The organism is Collinsella sp. HCP3S3_E5 (assembly GCF_052067635.1).
In the GTDB taxonomy this organism is placed as follows: Bacteria; Actinomycetota; Coriobacteriia; order Coriobacteriales; family Coriobacteriaceae; genus Collinsella.
In genome coordinates, this window is the sequence record NZ_JBQHQF010000005.1 from 81258 (window position 1) to 104300 (window position 23043).

Consider the following 23043-nt stretch of genomic DNA (forward strand, 5'->3'; position numbering starts at 1 on the left):
TCGCCCCTTTACGCCTGCTGCTCGGCAGCGGCGGCCTCGGCCTGGGCGCGCTGCTCGGCAGCCTCGCGTTCGAAGGCCTCAAAGCCGTTCTTGTCGATCCAGGGGATCAGCGAGGCGTCGTCCTCGCGCACGATGTGGCCCTTGACCATAACGTGGACGCGGTCGACATCCAGGTGCTCCAGGATGCGCGTGTTGTGCGTGATGATGAGCATGGAACCGTTGCAGCTCTTGCGGTAGGCGTCCATGCCGTGGCTGACGGTGGACAGGGCGTCGACGTCCAGGCCGGAGTCGGTCTCGTCCAGGATGGCGAGTTTGGGTTGCAGCAGCAGAAGCTGGAGCATCTCGACCTTCTTTTTCTCGCCGCCCGAGAAGCCTACGCCCAGCTCGCGGTTGAGGTAAGCGGTATCCATGTTGAGCTCGGCCGCGAGCTCCTTGACGCGACGGCGGAATTCCTTGCCCTTCATCTCCAGGCCGGGGCGGCCGGCGATGCTGGCGCGCAAAAAGCTCGACAGCGGCACGCCCGGAATCTCGACCGGAGCCTGGAAGCTCAGGAACAGGCCGGCGCGCGAACGCTTGTCGGTGGTGAGCTCGGTGATGTCCTGGCCGTCAAAGACGATGCGCCCGTTCTGCACGGTGTAGACGGGGTCGCCCATGACCAAGTGGCCGAGGGTGGACTTGCCGGCGCCGTTGGGTCCCATCAGCACATGGGTCTCGCCGGCGGCGACGTTGAGGTTGACGTTGTGGAGGATGGTCTTCTCGTCCACGGAGGCGGTCAGACCTTCGATGGAAAGCAGCGGATTTGCGCTCATGCTGTCCCTCTCTGTTTATGGTGTACTCATAGGTGTACTAAACCCTAGGAATCTTCTCGGAATAAAGTTACTATGGGTTCGGCGTTAGTCAAGGGAAAACCCGACTAATCCACTCGACTTTTCAGATGTGGGACATAATAGTCGGGATCGTCTGTCCCACACGCTTGGCATCTGGGGCAAACTCTGCTGATGATTTTTTCTCAAGCGCACCGGGAGGGTAGGTATGCTCATTTCTTCTAAGGGCCGCTATGCCCTCCGTTTGATGATTTATATCGCGGCGCTCGGTGACGCCGAGGGCAAAATCGCCCTGCGCGAGATTGCCGACCGCGAGCATATTTCGCAAAAGTATTTGGAGCAGCTGGTCCGTCCGCTTATGAAGGCGGGCCTGCTCAAGAGTGTGCGCGGCAAGGGCGGCGGCTACATGATGGCCGTGGACCCGGCCGAGGTGCGAGCCGGCGATATACTGCGCGCCGTCGAGGGCAGCACGGCGCCCGTCGCATGCGATGGCATCGATAACAACTGCACTCGCAGCGATCTGTGCTCTACTGTGAAGTTCTGGCGCGGTCTGGACGACGTGATTGAAAAGTACGTCGACGGCGTGACGTTGGCCGACTTGGCGGCCGTGCCCGAGATTAACTTCGATATCAAGCTGTAACTCGAGCGCAATTCCTCAAGATTTCGCGGAGGGCGTTACCGTTTGTCGAGTTGTTGTTGTACGACATCGGTCTTGCTGCGATACTTAAATCTATCTTTGCAAACTGCACTTTAACTACACCAATGCAAGGAGGATCTTATGCAGCCCAAGCATTCTGCGATTGTTGCCGGATTGACGCTGGCTCTTTCGTTTGGCGCCGTTGCCGCGCCCGCGCCCGCTGCTGCGGATGAGCCCACGCCGGGCGTTGCCTCGGATGCCACCGATATCGATAAGGGTCTTTATACCCAGCAGTCTTTCTCGGGCGTGCTGAGGTCGGTCCAAGGCGTCTCGTTTGTCAATGTGACCAGCGAGATGAAGTACTTTACCAAGTATGAGAGCCACGGCAACTATAACCAGGGCTTTTCGTACGGCGATGGTTACAACGCGCTCGGTTACTACCAGTTTGACCGACGCTGGTCGCTCGTCCCGTTTATGAAGCAGGTCTATAACTACAATCCTGCCAAGTACGGCATGCTTAAGTCTGCAATTGACCGCGGAGGCGATATCTCCAACGCAAGCAACCCCATGCATTCGAACGGTCAGCTGACGGAGCTGGGCCGCATTGCACAGGAGGCCTTCCAGGGCGCCTATAACGCCGATCCGGCTGAGTTCTCGGCGCTGCAAGATTCATATGCATACAACTCCTATTACGCGGTGACCGAGGCCTGGCTCAAGAGCGCGCTTGGTATTGATATCTCTGGCCGCGCCGATTGCGTCAAGGGTATGGTGTGGAGCATCACCAACATGTGCGGCACCTATGGCTGCCAGGACTTTTTCCGCTGGGCAAATCTTACAAACGATATGACCGACCGTGAATTTGTGACGGCGCTTTCCAGCAGCGTGGTCAATAACGTTGCCCGTAAGTACTCGAGCCAGCCGCAATATCACGAGGGCTGGAAGAACCGTTACAAGAACGAGCTTAAGGATTGCCTGGTCTATATTACCGAGGACGAGGCCGCGGCGACGCCGCCGGTCGAGCCTGAACCCGAGCCTGAGCCCAAGCCCGTGACTCCAGCGCCTAGCCAGGCGCCCGCCGCTCCCGTTGCTCCCTCTGGGCCTAGTGCCGATACCAATGGTGCTGACGAGGATACCGTCGATGCTCCTTCATACGATGCCGGAGCAAGCGACGGAAATGGCGATGTCGCATCGGGCGGCAGCGCGGGGTCTGCCTCGCCTTCGAATTCCGCAGATGCTGCGGCAGGGTCTGGTTCTTCCGCCGGTGGATCGACTGCCGGTTCGGGCGACTCGTCGACGAATGGCAAACCCTCTGCGAGCGAACAACTTGGCTCCATGTTTGGCTCCTCGCTGATGGTTGACATCAACAGCAGCTCGTCTTCCAAGAAGGATGGCTCCGACCAGGGCGCTACGGAAAAGACCGAGGATGCTAAGGGCGATTCGAAGGACGAGGGTTCTAAGGGGTCTGATTCCGACAAGGGCACGGAATCAGACGGTGCGGAATCGAAGGATTCCCGCCTTGATAAGGATGGCAAGCACACGGACGACAATGGGTCCAAGGGCCTGGCTGATGATGGCGCCGACCAGAACCAGGGTAAGACCAAGGTTGTGACTGCCTCAGCCACGACGACTGAGTCCTCTAAGGGCAGCATGCCCAAGACGGGTGACTTGATTTTGATGGCGAGCCTTGCCAGCGCGAGCTTGGCCACATTGGGCGCTACGTCTATTGTGAGCGGTAAGTATAAACTTGACCAGCAAAACAAAGACGCTGCGGAGAAAGACGCCCAAAAGTAGGCTCTCAGCGAGTGTTTTGCCTTAGGGATTGAAATAGGGGCCCGATGCGATAGCACCGGACCCCTATTTGTTGCGAATCGTTTTGTTATGCCCCCCTTATGGAGTCATTTCTACCGTTACCCGAATCATTTGTTGAACAATAAAATTGTTATCAAAATGGTCGCTAAAATGGCATCGTTGTTCTAAAAGGGGAGATAAAACGGTGTCTGAACAGGCAATGTATGATATTGATAACACCTTTGGCGTGAAGTTGCTCAATCCCGGCGGAAATGCTGTTCTGCCGATTGATATTCATGATTTTGCCGATGCCGCCGATCATTGTGTTTTAGTTGATAAGACCATGTTTATTGCCGATATCTTAGATTGCGAATCGACTGTGGCGCTCTGTTGTCGGCCTCATGGTTTTGGCAAGAGTATGAACCTCTCCATGCTCAAATGTTATCTGGAGCGTCCTGTGCCCGGCTCGTCGAGCGTGAATCTGTTCATCGGTAGCCAAATATGGGACGCAGAAGATGGCATCTATCGTGATGAGTATGCACGCTATCCGGTCATTGCTTTGGATTTTTCTGCTTCCTCCTATCGAGGCGCCGATGCCGAGGCCGCCATGCGCGATGCCGTCGCTCGTGAGTGCGCTCGTCTGTTGCCGCTGCTGGAAGTTCCCGATTTAGCGCGCGGCGACGTGCGCCATATCGAGCGCGTAGCGCGCGGTGTTGCCGCTCCTGATGAGATCGATTCGGCTCTTGGCGTGTTAATCGAGCTCCTCCGTATGGCATGTGATGAACAGGTTGTGCTGCTGGTTGATGGGTATGACGCGGCGTTTTCGAATCATATGCAGGTGCAGGCCGCCTATGGCTCGTGCTTTATCGAGTTGCTTGACCGCCTGCTCTTTGACGGCATTGTCGCCTCGACCGATTCTTTGCGGCTGGTTTGCTTGATGGGGGAGCGACCCGGCCCCGCACGGGCGGCACTTGCGCATCGCAACTGCCCGTATTGTTTGGCTTCGCCCTTGTCGAGCTGGTGCGATCGCCGCTTTGGTTTTTCGGATGCCGAAAACAGGGCGCTGCTAGATTACACTGGCCAGAGCGACAGACTGGCTTGCGCACGCGAATGGTTCGAAGGCTACCGGTTTGGCGGGTTCTATTGTTCGAACCCGGCTCGTGTGGTTGAGTTCTTGGCTCGGGGCTGCCTGCCGCCAACCCGCTTTGATGTATGTTGCTATGCCGATTGTCTGAACGAGACTGTGGGCGCCTGGGATTTAAGATGGCTTGCGGCAATGTTTGATTTGCTTAATCCGTATGGCTGTGTTGAGGCGCCACTGTGCTTGGACGCCGTGAAGCCTGATGCCGGGACAGCGGAAGGTATTTGGACCGATTTGTATTTGAGTGGACTCCTGACGACAGATGCGACTGATCGCCAGGCGGACGGCAGTCTGCCCCGCGCCCTGCGCCTTCCCAATAACGAGCTCCGGTATGCGATGCGTCATGTGATTATCGAATGGTTCGAGTGCGCTGCCGAGAGTGCCGAGACTATCAATGATTTCCAAGAGGGTCTTTGCCGCGGAGACGAGCGTGCAGTTAGGCGAGCTTTGGGCGTAATTATTAATGATTTGGGCGTCGATGGAGACGAGTCGGATTTGCTACTGGCTTTTCGTTTGGCACTGCAGGGTCTTTGTTTTGGGTTGCCTGGATATGCCGACCCTGTTACAAAACGAGCGCACGGTTCGGAGTTTGGGGGTTTCCAGGTGTTTCCGACCGCCAATACCTTTGATGCGGCGGATACACTTGGCATATTGGATAGCCGCCCGCTGATCTCGGTCAGCATGCTGTACGACCCCGATGTCGATGCGTTGGGCCTAGAGCTTCTGTCAGTGCAGGCATTGCTCGATATCGAACGGAGCGGTCTCGACGACATTCGCGTGCCGCGTCCTGCCGTGGGCCGCATGCGCTGGGGGTTTGGCTTTGATGGGCAACGAGTTGCCGTCGCATGTCAGAAGTTATAGGAGGGCCGGCTTTACTCGGTTTCCTTCATGGGCGGCATGGGCTTCCAGTTGGGGTCGCGTACGATCTTGCGGGCATCCTTCATGCCACGGCGCAGCGCCGGAATGCCGGTCTTAAAGCACTTGTCGACGGCGGCAAGGCGGATAAACTCCTTGCAGAAGGTCGCCACATTGCCCAAACGGAACAAAATGGGGTGGTAATCACCGTAGATCTGCATGTAGCGGGCCAAATAGCCGCGATTGCGCATGATGTAGTAGCGATTGGTGTCACTGGTGGAATTGAGCTGACGCTTACCGGCGATATCCCAGTTGGAGACGGCGCGGGCGCGCTTGAGCACCACATCGGCGACTACGACGGCAGGGAAGTGTTGGCTGGCGACATAGCCATAGCAGGCGTCGTCGCCGTAGATAAAGAAACGAGCGTCGGGCAGGCCGATCTTGTCGACAACACGGCGTGAGAACAGGCCTCCCTCAAAGCACAACTGGTTCATGGCGCGATAGCCCTCGGGGCCCAGGTCCCACTTAGCGATGGGGTTGGGGATGCCAAGCGAAAGGATAAGCTGGTACTGCCAAAAGAAGGCGCCGCCGTCAAAGTCCAGGCGCGAACCCTGGATAACGTCGTAGCGGTCCGTCCACTTGGCCAGGCGCTCAATGCCCTCCGGGATGACGAGCACGTCGTCGTCCATCACCCAAAACCACTGGGCGCCCAGATCGTAGGCGCACTTGGTGCCGGCGGAGAAGCCGCCCGCACCGCCGCCGTTTTCGAGCTGCGGGGCGTAGATGACGCGGTCGGTGCCGCCCTGCGCGTCGGGCTGATCGGCGTCGATGCCCCACAGGTTGGCGAGGCGCTCGTTGAATGTGGCACACATGGCCTTGGTCTCGCACGAATTCTCGTTATCGACAATCACGATGCGCCAGGGCGCGGCCGTGAGCTCGGTCATGGAGTCGAACAGGTTGGCCAGAAGTTCCTGGCGCTTGTACGTGACGACGACGATGGCGAGCTTGTCGATGGGGGCGGGGAGGGTAGAAGTCATGGGGAATATATCCTTTCACGCGCGGCGGGCGAGCGCTGCGCGGAAGCTATCGAATGCGTCCGTTGGACGGCACCTATTGTAAAGGGTCGCTGCGCCATGTTGGCAAGGTTTGAATAAAACGCAGGAACCTGATATGGCTGTAGCGGCTTTAGCGTCTGACGGCAGTGTGTCTATTGCCGCTTGAGCCGGCGAGCGATAAGGCTTCTAGCTGCATCGATGATGAGAAGCGTCAGCGCAAAGACGATGCTAATGACGGTACCCGTGACGATACATATAGCTGCCGGGCTGTTTTGGCTGACCAGTATGTTTGCGAGCAACGTATTGAAGACTGGACGCCACAGGCTACTGGTGAGCGACTGCATCACATAGAAACCGAGCGTGGCGGTCGATAGGGTGACGATGACATTCGCGGCGTGAGGATTACTCGATTTATTGTCGCGGGTTGCCGCAAAGAACAACGAGGTGGCAGCGAGGGCGAACGAGACGACCGAGGTCGACTTATAGGAAAGCATTGCCATTGCCGACAGATTACCGGTTGCGGAGAGTGCGGCTTCCAGGGCGATCGTGATGATCAAAACTGCTGCAAGCAATCGTTTGGCGACGGTGCGCGCTTTGCGCGGAGTTGTCGTCCCGGTATAGTCGCGGAGCAGCCCTCCCATCAAAAAGGCGACGACGTAGGTGACGGCGCTCATGATCTTCTGCAGCCAAGAAAACTCAGCGCTGCTTGCCGAGTATTGCGTCGCCAGATGGCCATTGACAATAAAAACGAGGACGCCGACGGCGACAACTGCTGCTGTGTGGCTTTTCTTGCCGAGTTGGTTATTAGCCAGTCCAAACCATGGCGCCATGAAGACCGTGGCGGCATAGACCCAGATAAACTCAAGCCCCAGCGTGTACCAATAGTGCGTGTGAAAGGAGACATCGGGAATGGGGGAGACGGCTGTGGACCATGCGAGTGCCGCGAGGCAATAAAACGCGGTGGGCAAGATGACTTTGCCAAGGCGCTGCGTCGTCCGCTGAAGTTGCGACGTCCACGTAGCCCCGTCGCTCCAGGCGCGAGCAGCCGAAGTAATAAGGAAGTATCCCGAGATCATAAAGAAGACCTCGTTGGCCCAGCAGCCCAGCAGGTTGATAAAGCCGAGCGCGCCGGAGTAAGGGAAGGCAGCGAGCAGCGCGTATTCCGGTAGGCCGGTGCAGACGGCTTGGAAGGTCCACTGAAACGTGTGGAATATGGCAATCCCAGCGACCGCGAATAAGCGCAGCGCTTCGATGGATATGTTGCGTGCGGCTTTGGGCTGCATGACTTCCTTTCGTATCGGTTTGCCCCTGCGGGCTCCATAGATTATATAAACGCCCGCGGGCTGGACGACCCTTTGATACCATTAACGACAGGTATTTCCTAAGGAGCACATTTGTCTACTAATTCCTCTGGCAGCCCTGTCCTGTCGCTGCTTATTCCCATCTACAACGTTGAGCGCTACCTGCGCGAGTGCCTCGATTCCGCCGTGGTGCAGACGCTCAAAGACATTGAGATCATTTGCATCAACGACGGCTCTAGCGATAGCTCGCCGGATATCATCCGCGAGTACATGGAGCGCGATGCGCGCGTGAAGATGATTGATAAGGCTAACAGCGGATATGGCGACTCCATGAACCGCGGGCTCGATATGGCGCGCGGCAAGTACGTGGGCATTCTAGAGTCCGATGACTTTATGGCGCCCGATGCGCTGGAGAAGCTGGTCTTGGCAGCCGAGAGCAGTAACGCCGACTTTGCGAAGGCGAATTTTGACTTCTACTGGTCTAAGCCCGAGGAGCGCCGTTCGCTGCACGAGATGTTTAAGCCCAAGGACTGCGGCAAGCCGGTACACCCGAGCGACACGACGCAGTTCTTTAAGCAAAAGCCGTCGATTTGGTCGGCCGTGTACCGCCGCGATTTTCTTGAGCGCAACGGCATCAAGTTCCTGCCGACTCCGGGGGCATCCTTTCAGGACACGTCGTTTGCCTTTAAGGTGATCGCGTGTGCCGATAAGGCTATTTACCTGCATGATGCCGTGCTGTCGTATCGCCAGGACAACGAGAATTCCTCGGTTAATTCTTCAGCCAAGGTCTTTTGCGTCAATACCGAGTATGCCGAGATCGAGCGTTGGATTCGAGAGGATTATGCTCGCGACCACGCAAGTGATGACGTCGCCCGCATGCTCAAGTTCAATCAGCTCATTAAGTACGATTCGTACATGTGGAACTACGTGCGCCTGGCGCCCAAATTCTATAAGGAGTTCCTGGTTCAGATGGCCAAGGAATTTCAGGCGGCCTTGGACGCGGGGGATTTTTCGCTTGACGACCTCAAGCCGTGGAAGCGCGCGAATCTTGCTGCCATCCTCAAAGATCCTGAGGGCTGGGTTGACGAGCATCCGAGTTTTGCGACGGATGGTGCCTTGGGGCGTGCCAAGTACTACGCATCGGTTGGAGGCCCTGGCGTGGTCGCCGCCTTTCTCATCGAATCGCTGAGGGGGTAGATCGGCATGGGAGAGGCCACGAGCCCCAAAGCGACTATTGTCGTTCCCGTATACAACTCGGCACGCTCGATTCGGCGATGCCTCGATTCGCTGTTGGCGCAGTCGGAGCGCTCGATTCAGGTTATCTGCGTTAACGACGGGTCCGCAGATGGCTCGCTAAGCGTCTTGCGCCAGATTGCCCATACCGACGGCCGTGTGCTGGTGATTGACCAAGAAAACGCTGGCGTCTCGTGCGCTCGAAATGCCGGTATCGATGCGGCCGAGGGCGAGGTCGTCTTCTTTGTGGACGCCGACGATTACATCGACGCCCAGACGGTCGACTGCGTGCTGCAGGCCATGGCGTCCGCGGATGCCGAGGTTGCCGTTTTTGGCGGCGTCTGCGAGCCGTCCGACGCCGCACCCAAACGCGTCCAGCAACTCATGGGTCCCAAAGCTAGTACCTTCGGCGCTCGTGATCCCCAGCTGCTGTTCCATGCGAATGCGCAGCCGTATGCGTGCCGTGCGGCTTTTTCGCGCGAGCTGCTCAATCGCGAAGGCATTCGCTTTGCTCCCGGCTTGGCCTTGGGCGAGGACGTCGTCTTCCAATTTGCGGCCTATGCGCTTGCCCGCAAGACCGTTGTCATGCCGGACAAGTTCTACCACTACGTGATGGAGAACGACTCGGCAACGCACGAGTTCAACAGCGCCGAGGCCCGCGCTAAAAAGCTCGACGCCCATATGAGGATGCTCGAGGAGGTCTTGGAGGACTGGGCGGCCTACGGTCTTTTGGACTTGTGCCCCGGCGAGCTGATAACTTGGTTTTTGGACCTCATTGTGTTCGACCTGGCACGCTTGGATGCCGATGACTTCCATCGCGTGGCGGCTCGCGTCAACATGGACCTCACGACGTTTTTGGGATCGGAGTGGGCGGATATGCCTGCCAAGGGCGCCGTTCGCCGTGTTGCCCATAAGCTCGTAGCGGCGACCTCGGGCGTTTCGATGGCAGATGCCACGCTGTTCTATCTTTCGACCCGCGGTCTTAAGGCCTGCCTGGAACGCTTTATCTAATTCTGGGCGCTGCCGCCCGCCGCAACTCGGCTGCTAAAATAACCCTGTTACACACTATTCAACAGGAGGTTCTCTTGCAGAACTCTGATACCCCTAAAGTTTCGCTGCTTGTTCCCATCTGCAATGTTGAGCGCTACCTGCGCGAGTGCCTCGATTCAGTCATGGCGCAGACGCTCAAGGACATCGAGATCATCTGCATCAACGACGGTTCTACCGATAGCTCGCCAGATATCATCCGCGAGTACATGGAGCGCGACCCCCGTGTAAAGATGATCGACAAGGCCAACAGCGGCTACGGCGACTCGATGAACCGCGGTCTAGAGATGGCACGCGGCGAGTACGTGGGCATCCTTGAGTCCGACGACTTTATGTTTGAGGATTCGCTCCAAAAGCTGGTCGCCAAGGCCGATGCTGAGCATGCCGATGTCGTTAAGGGCGACTTTTACTTGTACTGGTCTGCGCCCAGCGAGCGCCGTGAGCTGTTTGGGATTATCGACGAGCATATGACGGGCGCCGCGTATCGCCCCGCCGATCGTCCGGGTATCTTCTACCGCAAGCCTTCCATTTGGTCTGCCATCTATCGACGCGAGTTCCTTAACGACAATCAGATTCGGTTTCTTCCCACGCCGGGTGCCTCGTATCAGGATGCGGGTTTTAACTTTAAGGTCTGGGCATGCGCCGAGCGTGCCGCGTTTATTGCGGACCCCATTTTGTGCTATCGCCAGGATAACGAGAAGAGCTCCGTTAATTCGCCCAACAAGGTATTTTGCGTGTGCGACGAATATGCCGAGATGCAGCGCTTTTTGGATGAACGCCCCGAGCTTAAGGCTCGGCTTCAGGGCATTTTAATGCGCATGAAGGTCGATACGTACCGTTGGAATGATGAGCGTTTGGTCGATGGGCTGCGCGAGCAGTTTTGGGAGAAGGCGTCTCCGGAGCTCAAGGCCGATTGGGATACCGGTCGCTTTGACCTGTCGCTGTTCGATCCGCGCGGCGAGACCGACTTGCGTTTGATGGTCAAGTCGCCCCGCACCTATATCGATTCGCGCTTTGATTTTAAGAAGCCGGGCAAGCTCAATACATTTAAGCACTACTTTAAGATCGGCGGCCTGCCGCTGGTCTGGCGCGTGCTGACGTATCAGCATGCCTATGGCAATAACCCGCATCCCGATGACGTGCCGGCGGCACAGTAGGAGCGCGTGATTATGGTTACCCCTAAGATTTCCGTTGTCGTTCCCATCTACAAGGTGGAGGATTGTCTGGCATGGTGCCTGGACTCCCTGCTCGCGCAGGATATGTCCGATTGGGAAGGTGTGCTGGTTAACGATGGCTCGCCTGATGGGTCGCGCGACATCGCCGCTGCCTATTGCGAAAAGGATACGCGCTTTAAGCTGGTCGATAAGCCCAACGGTGGTCTGTCGAGCGCCCGAAATGCGGGTATCGCTGCGTCCTTGGCTCCTATCGTAGCGTTCTTGGATTCTGACGACCGCTTTACGTCCGATGCATGCCGTGTGATCGTCGATGCCTTTGAGCGCGAGGACTGCGACGTTTTGACCTTTGGCGCAAACCCGTATCCGCTCGACGCGGGGTATCCGTGGCTTAACTATGTGCTGAGTCCACGCGACGTTTCGTTTGAGGGCTATAGCTCCGACCTGCTGTTTAAGGAAGCGTCTCGCCCTTTTGCATGGCGCACCGCCTGCAAGCGCGCTTTTTTGCTGGGTAGCGGGATCGTGTTTGATGAAACCGTTAAGTATGGCGAGGACCAGGTCTTCGATTTTGCCGTGTACGGTCGTTCGCGTAAGACCGCGCTTATCTCGAACAAGCTGTACGACTATCGCGTGGCACGCAAAGGTTCGCTCATGGACACCATGCGCTATGACGACGAGACGCGCTTGCTGGAGCACGTGAAGATTTACTCCGCGGTGCTGGCTGACTGGCAACGCGACGGTCTCGATGCCCAGCATGCCGATGACCTGGCGTACTTTCTATGCGATCTGGTGCTGTACGATGTGCTCAGGCTGTTGGGTACGGACTGCGGCAAGGTGTTTGCTGCCGTTGTCACGGCGCTTGCCGGTTCTGCCGTGGGCAGCGATGCTGCGCTCGCACAATGCGCTCCTTCTGTTGCCGCTATGGTGCGTACGGCACTTGTTGGTAAGGCGCCTGCTGCTCGTTCGTGCAAAAAGCTCATGTTCGATTACGACGTCTTGAGGTTTGGGCGCCTGGGCGCGTGCAAGCGCATGGCTGCGAACGCTCTGGGAAAGCGAGAAGTGTAGATGAGTATCAAGCGTTTGGCGCTTTGCCGCAGTCAGGGTCGTCTGTTCGTCCTGCTTCGCTTTGTCGGCCAGGATATCGCGGGGCTTATTGAGCAGGAGGGTTCCCAGGCCTTTGCTCACGCGACGACCAACGGCGCTTGCGTGCCGTCTTTGTCACTGCCGGTCGATCATGGCCGCGTGCTTGCGCTTTGCCCCTCCGTTGCCGATTATGAGCGTGAGCTCGTCGTCTTGGTGCTTCCGTTTATGGACGGCTCTACAATTGATGTCTCATTTGTGTCCGGCGGCAAAAGGCTGGGCTCTCTTCGCCTTGATAGTCGTATTGCCAAGCTTGAATCTAAGATTAACTACAAGGCAAAGCCTGCGATGTGCGCGCTCGTTCGCGATGCGCAGCGTGGCGAGTGCTGCGGTCGCTACGAGATCGATGCCGTTCGTTATTTACCGGCAGATGAGGGCGCCGTCTGGCGCTATGAGGTAAAGTGGGCGGGAGACCCCCAGTGCGCTCCTGAGCTCCAGATTTTCGATACGCACATGAATGCGATTGATGCCACCGTGCATGTGTTTGAGTCGCAGGTCGATGTTCTCCAGCAAAACGGTTGTCGCGTCAATAAAACGTATCTGAGCGTGGAGATGCCTCTGGATATACGAGATTTTGTCGCGATTGTGAGCGATCCCACGGAGCAGACTCAGAGTGGTTTTTGTGCCATGGATGGTCGTTTATACAACGGCATGGTCGACGACAGTTGGAACCGCATGAAAGATGCGCGTGCGGATGACGCTGCTTATCGACGCTGGTTTGAGCAGCATCGCGCAAGGCCGGGCGACCTGGCGTGCCAGTGCGTCGTCGCGGCGGCATTTGCCTACCGACCGCTCGTGAGCATTGTGGTGCCGTGCTATAAGACCGATCGGGTCTATCTGCACGAGCTGCTGGACTCGGTGCTATCTCAGAGCTATGACAACTGGGAATTGCTGCTTATGGACGCCTCGCCCGAATGGGATGCGGTGGCCAAGCTTGCGGCCGACGCCAATGACGAACGGGTTCATCGTATTGAGCTGCCTGGCAACGGCGGCATTGTGCTCAACACCAACGCTGGCATTCAACAAGCGTCGGGCGACTACATCGCATTTTTGGACCATGACGACATTCTGGAGCCGGATGCGTTGTTCCACTATGTCGCCGCATTGAACAAGGCGGCAGAGGGGGAGCGTCCGCAGGTCCTGTTCTGTGACGAGGACATGTTTCGGAAAACGGGGGAGTGGGGTCAGCCGGTCTTTAAGACGCAGCTCAACGTTGACCTGCTCTATAGCCATAACTGCGTGACGCATTTTCTGATGGTGGAGAAGGCGCTTATCGATCGCATTGGCATGTCGCCGGAAGACGTCGCGGGCGCCCAGGATTATGATCTGACGCTTCGCTGCCTTGCATCGGGCGCACGGTTTGAGCATATTGCCCACGTGTTGTATCACTGGCGCGTACACCCTGGTTCCACCGCCGACGGTTCTGCCGATAGCAAGCCGTATGCGGTTGAGGCCGGGCGCCTTGCGCTTCAGCGCCACTTTAACGCACTGGGCGTTCATGGAGCGGTCGAGGAGACCGAGACGCCGTTTGTTTACCGCATGCGCTATGCGCTGCCGGAGTCTGCGCCGCTGGTGAGTATTGTGATTCCCACCAAGGACCACGTTGAGACGCTCGACGCCTGTGTGATGTCGATCGCCCAGAAGGCCACGTATACCAATTACGAGATCGTCTTGGTGGAGAACAACAGCGAGGCCCCGGAGACGTTTGCGTATTACGAAACCCTGCCAGAGCGCGTGGCTGCAGCATCCGAAGGTAAAGGTGGCGCACGTGTTGTGTACTGGCCGGGCGAGTTCAATTACTCCCAGATCATCAACTTTGGCGTTGAGCATGCCAAGGGCGATTACCTGCTGCTGCTGAACAACGATACCGAGGTCATAAGCCCCGATTTTATTGAAGAGATGATGGGTTATCTGCAACGTCCCGATGCGGGCGTGGTGGGTGCCAAGCTCTATTTTGCCGATCATCTGGTGCAGCACGCTGGCATTTTGGTTGGCGTGCGTGGCGCACTTGCTCATGCCAATCAGGACTTCTCGGCTAAGCGCGAGGGCTATCTTGCCCGCGCTGTGCGCCCCGGTAACTTTAGTGCCGTGACGGGTGCCTGCCAGATGGTCCGACGCGACGTATTTGAGCGGGTCGGAGGCTACAACGAGGAATTCGCCGTCGGCTTTAACGATGCGGACTTTTGCCTGCGCGTGCGGGAGGCGGGCTACCGCACCATCTTTACGCCCTATGCCGAGCTGTACCACTACGAGTTCACCTCACGCGGCAGGGAAGAGGCCAACGAGGAAAAACTGCACCGCTGGAAGCGCGAGCAGGCGCTGTTCATGAAGCGTTGGCCGGGGTTCTTCTTGACGGGCGATCCGTGGTTGGGGTCGAACCTATCTGCCGAGAGTGAGTACTTCTCGCTTTAGACAATGGTTTAACTGCTGTCGAGAGCCGCTAAGACCACGAAGGGCTATGCCTATCTGGTGCAACTGGTCGGTTACTCTATTTGGCAGCGCGCCAACTTGCATCGTGTCAAAAGTGCCAACGTGAGCGAGCGCGATGTTATCGAGGGCATTGCGCTGGCAGAGGCTCGTTTTCACGATGTTGTTCACGAGCCCGCGATTTCTGGACTTGGACTCAACGATACCAAATACCTTTTGGCCATGTGCGAGGATAAGCAGCAGTCCAAATCATCTGAGATTGCTAAACGCATGGGTAAAAAGACCAATGAGGTCAGCTCTATTAGGGCTAAACTGCTTCAAAGAGAGGTTATTCAAGCTCCGCAGAGGGCTACGTGCAGTTTGCCGTGCCGGACCTAGATATCTATCTGCGAGAGAACGCCGCGGAGATTCTCGAGCGGTTCTAAATCGAGGCATGAATAGCCGCCGGTTAACTGCCCTTGTCGACTTGGCTCGCGTCCCCATTACAGTCTGAAATAGGCCATCGATAAATTTCGATGGCGAGCATTCGGCGCATTGCCTACGATACGGGCAAGCCCCGAGGGGCCGCCGATCGGGCGCCTCCGGATGGCCGTCTGCCCCTGCCCCGTAGAGGGCCCGGGGGGTGTTGCCACCGGGGGCGCTCGCCGCTCCGGACGACTGATAGGAAACTGCCGGGCGCAAGCGCCACGGCCAGGTAATGTGGGTGTCGCGGGGAGGGGTTCCGATCGGCCTACCGATTGGAGGATACCACCGTGGCACCAACTAGAATGCCGGAAGCCGTCATCGGGCTCGATGTCGGGAAATCGTCCCACTGGGCATGCGTCGCGACTCGAGATGGCGAGGTGCTGTTGAGCGCCCCCGTCGCGAACAGGGAGGACGACCTGGACTCGCTGTTCGGCCGCTTCCCCGATGCGCTCGTGGTCGTCGACCAGTCGCGCAACATAGGCGCCCTCGCGCTCGCCCGCGCCAGGGCGGCCGGGATGTCGGCGGCGTACCTGCCGGGACTCGCGGCGCACGGGGCCGCCAGGCTCTTCGCCGGCGACGCCAAGACCGACGAGCGAGACGCGATGGTCATCGCGAAGACGGCGCTTGGCATCCCCGACGCGCTCCTGCCGGTCGGAGACCCAGGCCCGACGATTGCGGCGGCGAGGGCGCTGGCCGCCCAGAGGAACTTCCTGACCTGCGAGAACACTAGGAATAAGAACCGGCTGCGCAGCATCCTGCTGGAATCGTGCCCCGCCTTCGAGGCGCTGGTCGACCTGTCCGACGGGCCCCAGCTGAGGCTCATGGCATCCCTCGGCGGGGCCTGGTCGGTAGCCGACGCCGGGCCCCGCAGGGCGGCGGCGCTCACGCGTGGGGCGGCGCGCGGTAAGATCGAGGCCCTCGTCCGCTCGACAACTTCCTCGACAAGGCCGGATGCGTCGGTCGTCGCCGCCGAGGACCGGGCGGTGAAACTGCTCGCGCGCAGGATATCCGAGAACTCGGCGGAGATCGAGGCGATCACGGCGGAGATCTCCGCCCTGCTCGAGGGCGACGATACCTACCGATGCCTCCTGACGGTGCCGGGCATCGGGCCCAAAACCGCTTCCGAGCTCGCGATCTCCATCGACATCGAAGACTTCCCCAGTCACGACAGGCTCGCGTCGTACTGCGGCCTGGCGCCGCGCAACCGCCAGTCGGGAACCTCGATCTCCTCGGTGACGGCATCGCGCCAAGGCAACAAGAGGCTGAAGAACCTGCTCATATTCTCATGTAACTGCCTTACCCGGACAGAGGGGAGATGGGGCGACTACTACACCAGGTGCCGGGAGCGGGGCATGTCGCACGGCAAGGCGCTCAAGGCGCTGGCGCGAAAGAGACTGAAGGTCATCTACGCGGTCATGCGAGACAGGGTGCCTTACGCAGCCTAGCCGAAACGCACCGAACAGACTGAAGCCCACCGGCCGAATGGCCTGGCGTCAGCATGCCGCGATTCGGTCGCACGGAGAGCATTTCCCAGTTGACAAAACTATAGGAACACCCCCCAATCTAGTAGACTTCAAACCGTTGCTAGATCGGGGGGATTTTCCATGAAACGAGTTTCCGGGGCCGGCTGCGCGCTTGCGTCTGTTGGTAACGCCATTTTGTACGATGGCGATTTTATTGGTATGCCTACTAGCTCTAAAACCGCTGCGAAGTTTGCCATGCCTGTGCTGGGGTTTGACTATCGTCTGGTGTAGATTGGTGCCACCGCGGTCGTTATGGTCTGGAACTTCGTATCCCAAAAAAACGGCTCGAAGCTTAGGTTCAACCTGCGCTTCGAGCCATTTGGCTTTATGTAGCTTGTCACGCTCTACAAGCGTAATACAAATCAAGCGGTTCGTTTCTTGTTAGGTTCTCGTTGATGGGCTCACGTAGTACTTCGCAGGCTTGCGTCGGGATGCTCTGTTTACGGTAGCTATCCGCTCCAGCGATATCGCCGCCTAGAGCCATCTTTAACCACTTGGTTGGTTCGTATTTATAAGCTGGTGCGTGGACGCTGTTTCTTGTTGCGGCGGTGTATCCTTCTTCCTCATCCGTTCAGCCGCAGGGTTGTTCTGATGTAAGGGGTGGCGGGGGCTTGCGGGATTGAACCGCAAAAGGGCCTCCGGTCGCCGCTATCAAGTGCCGGCGCCCCCGCTAGCCCCCGCCGTGACCATATTTAGGATATCGATCATGGTGACCCCTCCCTCCATTGAGGTCTCGAGTGTTAGAAACATCTCGAGGATGGAGTCCACCAGCGCGATAGCGGCGCTAAGGAGCTTGAGCTATCTTACCCCCTTGAGGCGACTGTCAGTCGCTTCCTTCTCCATTTGTTGTCTAGAACGCTTGGAATGGCCTGTCCTTTAGAGACCTCGGCAAAGGGGAGTGGGGTTGATTATTTCACGCGTGAGCACCGTCCGTTTCGCACTTTGGAAATCGGAGCCCACGCCGTTTGCGTTTCACGCGTTTTGCGGCTTGCGTATAGCTATTTCTTTTCGGCAAGCAGCTTGCGCATGTTGACGTCGTCCAGATCGATTCCTCCTGGTCTCCTCTTCGATCATCGCAAACCCCCTATTCCCTGTAGTAGTCGGCCCTGCGCACGTGGCCCCTCGGATCGGATTCCGGCCCGCGCGGATTCCTTGCCGGCCTTGCCGCGGTCGGCTCGTCGAGCCCGGAATCGAGTATGGCCTTCAGGTGCTTGTAGCGGGGCGACGTCAGCTTCGGCAGCGCGTGGGCCCATGCCACCTCCAGGCGCTCCTCCCCGTACCTCTTCGACGGGTTCAGCACGGAGAGCGCCGGGGTATAAGCCTGCTCCATGAACTTCGCGCGGCCGAAGATGCGCTCCATCACCGCCGCGCAGCTGGGCCCCACGCGCTTCGCCCAGCCCCTGATGACCGCGTCGTCCCATTCCGGCCTGAGGAACGCGCCGGACATGTGGAACTCGTCGGTCGAGTAGCCGCTGCGCACGTAGGAGGGTAGCAGCTTGTGCGTGGCGATGCGCTCGCCGGCGTGGTAGATTGACGTCGTCGACTCGCCGACCTTGAGGTCGACCTTGCGGCCCGCGTAGCGGTACGGGACGGAGTAGCGGTTCATGGCGTAGACGACGCGGAAGTCGAGGTTGACCGAGCGGTTGTACACCCATTCGGCGACGTCGTAGCGGACGTCGGGCAGCGGCCTGAGCTGCCCGGCCTCGGCCTCCCTGAACACGGAGTCGCGGCTGCCCTCCCGCTTCTGGAAGGGGTGGCGTTGTACGCGGCGTTGCATTTCCGCACCGCGAGCGCCACCTCGTCGAGGCTGGCGAAGGTGCGGTTGCGCAGCTGGGCGACCACCCAGGTCGCGGCGTCCTTGACGGTCCCTCAGCGGACGCCTTCTGCTTCGGCTTCCTGACCTGGGCGGGCATGATCGCCGTCATGTAGTGCTCGCCGAGCGCCTCGTAGGCGTCGTGCCCGACAACCTCAAGACCGGCGTCACCGCCCACCCGAGGGAGGGCGAGGTCGTGCTCAACGCCGCGTACGAGGACCTCGTCGCCCACTACGGGTCGGCGGTCATGTCGGCGAGGGTCCGCAGGCCCCGCGACAAGGCGAGCGCCGAGAACGAGGTGTGGCGTGCCGCCACGTACGTGATCGGCGCGCTGCGCAATGAGGTGTTCACCGACATGGCGTCCCTGCGCGCCGCGGTCGCCGCGAAGGTCGCGGAGCACAACGCCAGGCCGTTCTCCAAGCGCGAGGGGTCGAGGGCGGAGTGCTTCGCCGCCGAGGAGGCGAGCCTTTTCTGGTTGACGGAGTAGCCCTGCAGGAGGTGCTGCTTGAGCACGCCATTTGCCCATCGGCGGAAGTACACGCCCTGCTGGGATTTCACGCGGTAGCCAACCGAGATGATCATGTCGAGATTGTAGTGCTCGACCTGACGTTTGACCGTCCTCGTGCCCTCGTTTTGAACTAGTGAAAAAAATGCACTAGTTGGAATGTCGGAAAGCTCTTCTTTGGATGCTGATTTTAGATGCTTGCGAATCGTTGTGACGTCGCGCCCGAACAACGTCGCCATCCGCTGCTGGGTCAGCCAGACCGTGTCGCCGTCGACGCGCACGTCAAGGTGGACTGCGTGGTCGGGGTCCTCGTACAAAGCGATCTGCTGGTTTGCGTTGGAATTGTCCATGATGTATGCCCCCTCAGTTTAGTCGGTATGCCATGGTCCGCACGCCGGAGGGCGAGTGGTTTCAGCATGCCGGTACTACGTAGCTTCAACCGGCATCCCGCCGGTCAGCCGGCGTCGCGAGCGCCAGCTAAGCCAGGGTCGGAGCGATAAATATCTCTGCGGCGCTGGCGCTTCGTACCATTGGGGGCCTCCGAAGCGACTTTCGCCCTGTCTAGTTTGCTAAAGACGGCGTACCGCGAAACACGAACATGCGTACGTATTTCTGATATAATTAGTCATGGACACGGGGTGAGTCGTCCTCCGCCTTGCTCTCCGAAGCCCGCGGCAATCCGGGCCGCGGTTCCACGAGGCAGGGGGGTGATCATATGGATAGGATCGTCCTTCTCCTAGCGGCACACCCGGTCTCGGAGATAGGCGGCGAAATAGGCCGCCGCCAACGACAGGCTCGCCCCGTCGAAGCGTGCGGGGATTTAATTTCCTTGAAGGAGGCCAAGGGAGGTTCGATGAAGAAGGGCATGAGCATTAATTCTCTCATGAAGCACATGAGGACGAATCACGGCATGGAGGATTTGCGGGGGAGCGACAGAAAGATACTGCTGAGAAACATGGGCTATTTCCATGGCTATAAAGGCTTCCGGTTTATCCGAAAGCCCAAAAACGTGCTCCCCCTCCCTTCGTTCGATGCCCTCATGGACATATACGGGTTCGATTCCGCCATCAAGGCGGCAATCTACCCGGAGATAATGTTCATCGAAACGGCGGTTAAAAACATAGTCTTGGCTAGAATACTTGAGAACATAGAGGACCCCGGGCTGGTGACCTTCTTAAAGCGCGGCCTCCGGACATGCAGGGATTCCAACGGAAGGGTCGTGAGCGGGCAGATGAGCGAAAAGCTCAAACTCAAGAGCCAGCTTCAGAACATCGTGAGACGGAGTTACAAAAACGATCTTGTGAAGCATTATGTCGATCGCGACGACGACGCGCCCGTTTGGAGCATTTTTGAGGTGATGACCCTCGGCGATCTCACAAGCGTATGCAGAAGCTTACCCGATGAAACCCTCGCCGATATCGCAAGCGACCTAGGTCTCTCACATGCGAACTCCGGCATCGTCGTCAACATCGTCGAGACGATTCGTCCCTTAAGGAACGCGGTCGCCCACAACGGGGCGGTGTTCGATTCGAGGTTCAGCCAATCGGTCAAGTACCCCAATCACGACAGAAACCTGGCCGCGGTTGGCGAGCTTCTCGATGAGGATCTTTCTATCGGATACAGGTTGAATTTCAATTCCATAATCGACTACATCGTTCTCCTGGCCTATCTATTGACCTTGCTAACGCATCAGAAGAAGCGTTCCAGAGAATTTCTTCGGAAATGCCTGCGGGAGCTGGAGAAGCTCGAGTACGCTGTCGGGGTGGACACGTACATGATGATCGTCGGAAGCGGTGATCGGCAGAAATACGGATATATTGAGGGGTTCCTCGATGGCTACGGGCGCAAGCGGCGACGTTCCTCCCTTGTGCTAGAATGAACGATGAGAAACGGCGAAACGCCGTGGGAGGGGCCGATCAGTCGGTCCCTCTCTTTTAATATGAGTTGAACATTGTCAAGAGGCAAAACCGGCCCGGCCGTCCGCGGAGCTACCGCGCACGGCCGGGCCTACCTATCTTCACCCGGCGACCGCGCCGCTGGAGGGCGTGTCTGCTCGACGCACGTTCGGCATTCTAATATCCGCGCGTGGCCTTCTCGGCTGCGCATCTCGTTGCTACGGCTGGGGGCCTCGCGGCGAAATCGGAGTCTTTATGCGGGCATGGCGGTCTCCCGCCGCCCAAAAAAGGGACTCGAGTGGCCTCCCAACGGCCTCGAGCGCGGCGCGCGCCGGGGTCGGAGCCCGTGTCCGGGGGCGGCGGCGCGCTACGCCGCCGCCATCCCGGCTATGGCCCACACCCAGCACGCCATCTCGCGCGCCGTGGCGCAGTTGGCCACGCACGGCCTCTTGCCGGCGGCGGCCATGGCCTCCCTGCGGTCGATCAGCCTGCGGTTGCACTTCGTCGCGTGGCGCCGCACCGCGGGGGCGGCCTCCTGGCCGGGCGCGAGGGGCTTCGGGCCGCGCGAGGACATCGGGACGTGCCAGGCGGACTCGACGAGCGCCGACCGCACGTGGGCGTTGCCCGTGCGGGTTATCCCGCCCCTCGACGAGGACTCGCCGCTCGAGTGCTCCGAGGGCGCGAGCCCGCACCACGAGGCGAACGACGGCGCGTTCGGGAACCGGGCGGGGTCGCCCATCTCGCAGGCGAGCAGGTGCGCGGTGGCGACGTCGATGCCCTTCACGCACCTGAGCGCGTCGACGACCGGCCTCCATTCCGGGCGCGCGGCGGATTCGGCGACCCTGCGCGCGAGCGCGTCCCGGGCCTCCTCGCAGCGCCGCACGCAGTCGCGGTAGTGCTCGTAGGCGGCGTCGTCGGGCTTGTGTTTCGTCAAGAGGATTTGAGCAAAAAGATCATCGGAAATTGAGCAGCCTGAGCATCGGAAGCGCGCACGCTTTTTGAGCGGCTAGCCCTCCTGCATGAGGGCATGGCGGACGCGGTAGGACTCGCCGCGGAACTGGACGAGCCTCCCGTGGTGGACGATGCGGTCGATCACGGCGGCGGCCATCTGGTCGTCCCCGAACACCGACCCCCACCTGCTGAACTCCAGGTTCGTGGTGATTACCACCGACTGCCTCTCGTATGCGTCGGCGAAGACCTGGAAGAGCAGCCTCGCCCCGTCCGAGTCGAGCGGGAGAAACCCGAGCTCGTCGATGACGAGCAGGCGGGCCTTGCCGATGAGCGCGGCCTCCCGGTCGAGCCTCCCGTCGTCGCGGGCGCGCCTCAGGCGCATCACGAGCGAGGACGCCGTGAAGAAGCGCGCCTCGAGCCTCCTCTCGCACGCCAGCGCGCAGAGGGCCGACGCCATGTGCGTCTTGCCGGTGCCGACGTCGCCCATGAGCACGAGGTCCTCCCTGCGCTCGACGAAGTCGAGCGCGAGCAGCGACTCGCGCCCCATGCCCTCCGGCCACGACACGGCCGACCAGTCGTAGCCGTCGAAGGTCTTGGGCGCCGGCAGCGCGCAGCGCCTGAGCAGCGTCGCGCGCTTCGAGGCCTCGCGGCTGGACCTCTCCGCCTCGAGGTAGCCCGCCAGGTACTCCACCTGTTTCGGGGTGCCGAGCCTCGACCACTCCTCCAGGACGGCGGTGGTGAGCGAGCACGACCGCCCGGCCTCCACGACCCTGCGGGCCAGCTCCTCGCCAGCGGCCATCGGCGACCGCCCCCTTCAGGAACCCGTCGTAGACCGACAGGTCGGCCCCGCCGGCCCCGCCGCCGCCTCCCGCGATACGCCTCGCCAGCACGTCGACCGTGGCGTCGTCGGGGACGCGGCCGCCCTCGACGACCCTGAGCGCCGCCTCGCATGCCGCCTCGAAGCCCGAGGACTCGCTCGCCCGGCCGATCGACCTGAGCGTGCGCCTCCTGCCGGCGGAGTCCATCCGGTCGATCCCCTCGACGAGCCCCGGCGGCATGTCGCGCCTGATCGTCGACTCCCCGAAGGCCCTCGGCCTGGCGATGATGGCGGGCACGAGCGAGAGGGGGTTCCGGACCGCGGGGCCCTCCCCGAAGGCCCTGGGTGTTTGTGTCAAGCTCGGGCTTTCAATTGAGGCAGCGGTTCTTTTCACACGTGGCAAGGAAAGGTTTCAGGTTTGGCAAAGGCGTGCCTCTTTCTCTCTTTGGCTTTG

Annotated in this window: 20 protein-coding genes; 13 read left to right on the forward strand and 7 right to left on the reverse strand. The window is 59.5% G+C overall.

The window, feature by feature from the left end:
• Positions 1-8 precede the first annotated feature (8 nt).
• Entirely contained in the window at positions 9-809 is an 801-nt protein-coding gene (gene sufC, locus ACTM82_RS02785; RefSeq protein ID WP_427718800.1) for a Fe-S cluster assembly ATPase SufC, read from the reverse strand.
• 223 nt (positions 810-1032) lie between these two features.
• Between sufC and ACTM82_RS02790 the strand changes: the two genes are divergently transcribed.
• From ACTM82_RS02790 to ACTM82_RS02800, 3 genes are all read left to right on the forward strand, one after another.
• Complete coding sequence (locus ACTM82_RS02790; protein WP_154518293.1) at positions 1033-1464, forward strand: RrF2 family transcriptional regulator; 432 nt, start codon at positions 1033-1035, stop codon at positions 1462-1464.
• 138 nt (positions 1465-1602) lie between these two features.
• The gene (locus ACTM82_RS02795; RefSeq protein ID WP_441054013.1) at positions 1603-3252 is read left to right on the forward strand and encodes a hypothetical protein; all 1650 of its coding nucleotides are present in this window, start codon (positions 1603-1605) and stop codon (positions 3250-3252) included.
• Positions 3253-3454: 202 nt separating this feature from the next.
• Positions 3455-5251 carry an AAA family ATPase gene (locus ACTM82_RS02800; RefSeq protein WP_441054011.1) on the forward strand — a complete coding sequence of 599 codons (1797 nt, stop codon included), beginning with the start codon at positions 3455-3457 and terminating at the stop codon, positions 5249-5251.
• An 11-nt stretch (positions 5252-5262) separates the two neighbouring features.
• Here the strand turns inward: ACTM82_RS02800 and ACTM82_RS02805 are convergent, their stop codons facing one another.
• Both ACTM82_RS02805 and ACTM82_RS02810 read right to left on the reverse strand, forming a co-directional pair.
• Positions 5263-6282, reverse strand: a complete 1020-nt coding sequence (locus ACTM82_RS02805) for a glycosyltransferase (RefSeq protein ID WP_441054009.1) — start codon at positions 6280-6282, stop codon at positions 5263-5265.
• Between the two features lie 170 nt (positions 6283-6452).
• Positions 6453-7583, reverse strand: a complete 1131-nt coding sequence (locus ACTM82_RS02810; RefSeq protein WP_441054007.1) for an acyltransferase family protein — start codon at positions 7581-7583, stop codon at positions 6453-6455.
• A gap of 111 nt (positions 7584-7694) precedes the next feature.
• Here ACTM82_RS02810 and ACTM82_RS02815 point away from each other — a divergent pair, with 111 nt between their 5' ends.
• The 8 genes from ACTM82_RS02815 (at position 7695) to ACTM82_RS02850 (ending at position 16839) form a co-directional block, all read left to right on the forward strand.
• Positions 7695-8798, forward strand: a complete 1104-nt coding sequence (locus ACTM82_RS02815; RefSeq protein ID WP_441054005.1) for a glycosyltransferase — start codon at positions 7695-7697, stop codon at positions 8796-8798.
• Between the two features lie 6 nt (positions 8799-8804).
• Complete coding sequence (locus ACTM82_RS02820; protein WP_441054003.1) at positions 8805-9845, forward strand: glycosyltransferase family 2 protein; 1041 nt, start codon at positions 8805-8807, stop codon at positions 9843-9845.
• 74 nt (positions 9846-9919) lie between these two features.
• Positions 9920-11038 carry a glycosyltransferase family 2 protein gene (locus ACTM82_RS02825; RefSeq protein ID WP_441054001.1) on the forward strand — a complete coding sequence of 373 codons (1119 nt, stop codon included), beginning with the start codon at positions 9920-9922 and terminating at the stop codon, positions 11036-11038.
• A 12-nt stretch (positions 11039-11050) separates the two neighbouring features.
• Positions 11051-12118, forward strand: coding sequence for a glycosyltransferase family 2 protein (locus ACTM82_RS02830; RefSeq protein WP_441053999.1), 1068 nt, complete (start codon positions 11051-11053; stop codon positions 12116-12118).
• The gene (locus ACTM82_RS02835; RefSeq protein WP_441053997.1) at positions 12119-14605 is read left to right on the forward strand and encodes a glycosyltransferase family 2 protein; all 2487 of its coding nucleotides are present in this window, start codon (positions 12119-12121) and stop codon (positions 14603-14605) included.
• A 120-nt stretch (positions 14606-14725) separates the two neighbouring features.
• On the forward strand, positions 14726-14998 hold the full coding sequence (locus ACTM82_RS02840) for a hypothetical protein (protein WP_441088509.1): 273 nt from the start codon (positions 14726-14728) through the stop codon (positions 14996-14998).
• Between the two features lie 359 nt (positions 14999-15357).
• Positions 15358-16530 (forward strand): IS110 family transposase, encoded by a 1173-nt coding sequence (locus ACTM82_RS02845; RefSeq protein ID WP_441088510.1) that lies wholly within the window; start codon positions 15358-15360, stop codon positions 16528-16530.
• Positions 16531-16689: 159 nt separating this feature from the next.
• Positions 16690-16839, forward strand: coding sequence for a hypothetical protein (locus ACTM82_RS02850; protein ID WP_441053991.1), 150 nt, complete (start codon positions 16690-16692; stop codon positions 16837-16839).
• A gap of 853 nt (positions 16840-17692) precedes the next feature.
• Here the strand turns inward: ACTM82_RS02850 and ACTM82_RS02855 are convergent.
• Complete coding sequence (locus tag ACTM82_RS02855) at positions 17693-18385, reverse strand: Mu transposase domain-containing protein (protein WP_441053989.1); 693 nt, start codon at positions 18383-18385, stop codon at positions 17693-17695.
• 267 nt (positions 18386-18652) lie between these two features.
• Positions 18653-19276: a virulence RhuM family protein gene (locus ACTM82_RS02860; protein WP_441053987.1), complete on the reverse strand. Its 624-nt coding sequence runs from the start codon at positions 19274-19276 to the stop codon at positions 18653-18655.
• A gap of 365 nt (positions 19277-19641) precedes the next feature.
• Here ACTM82_RS02860 and ACTM82_RS02865 point away from each other — a divergent pair, with 365 nt between their 5' ends.
• Positions 19642-20805 carry an Abi family protein gene (locus ACTM82_RS02865; protein WP_441053985.1) on the forward strand — a complete coding sequence of 388 codons (1164 nt, stop codon included), beginning with the start codon at positions 19642-19644 and terminating at the stop codon, positions 20803-20805.
• A 383-nt stretch (positions 20806-21188) separates the two neighbouring features.
• Here ACTM82_RS02865 and ACTM82_RS02870 read toward each other — a convergent pair whose 3' ends face one another.
• Together ACTM82_RS02870 and istB are read right to left on the reverse strand one after the other, a co-directional pair.
• Entirely contained in the window at positions 21189-21755 is a 567-nt protein-coding gene (locus ACTM82_RS02870) for a transposase (RefSeq protein ID WP_441053983.1), read from the reverse strand.
• A gap of 72 nt (positions 21756-21827) precedes the next feature.
• Positions 21828-22571, reverse strand: a complete 744-nt coding sequence (istB, locus tag ACTM82_RS02875; protein ID WP_441053981.1) for an IS21-like element helper ATPase IstB — start codon at positions 22569-22571, stop codon at positions 21828-21830.
• Between the two features lie 257 nt (positions 22572-22828).
• Here istB and ACTM82_RS02880 point away from each other — a divergent pair.
• The coding region (locus ACTM82_RS02880) for a hypothetical protein (RefSeq protein WP_441088511.1) at positions 22829-23043 on the forward strand (215 nt) is incomplete at its 3' end.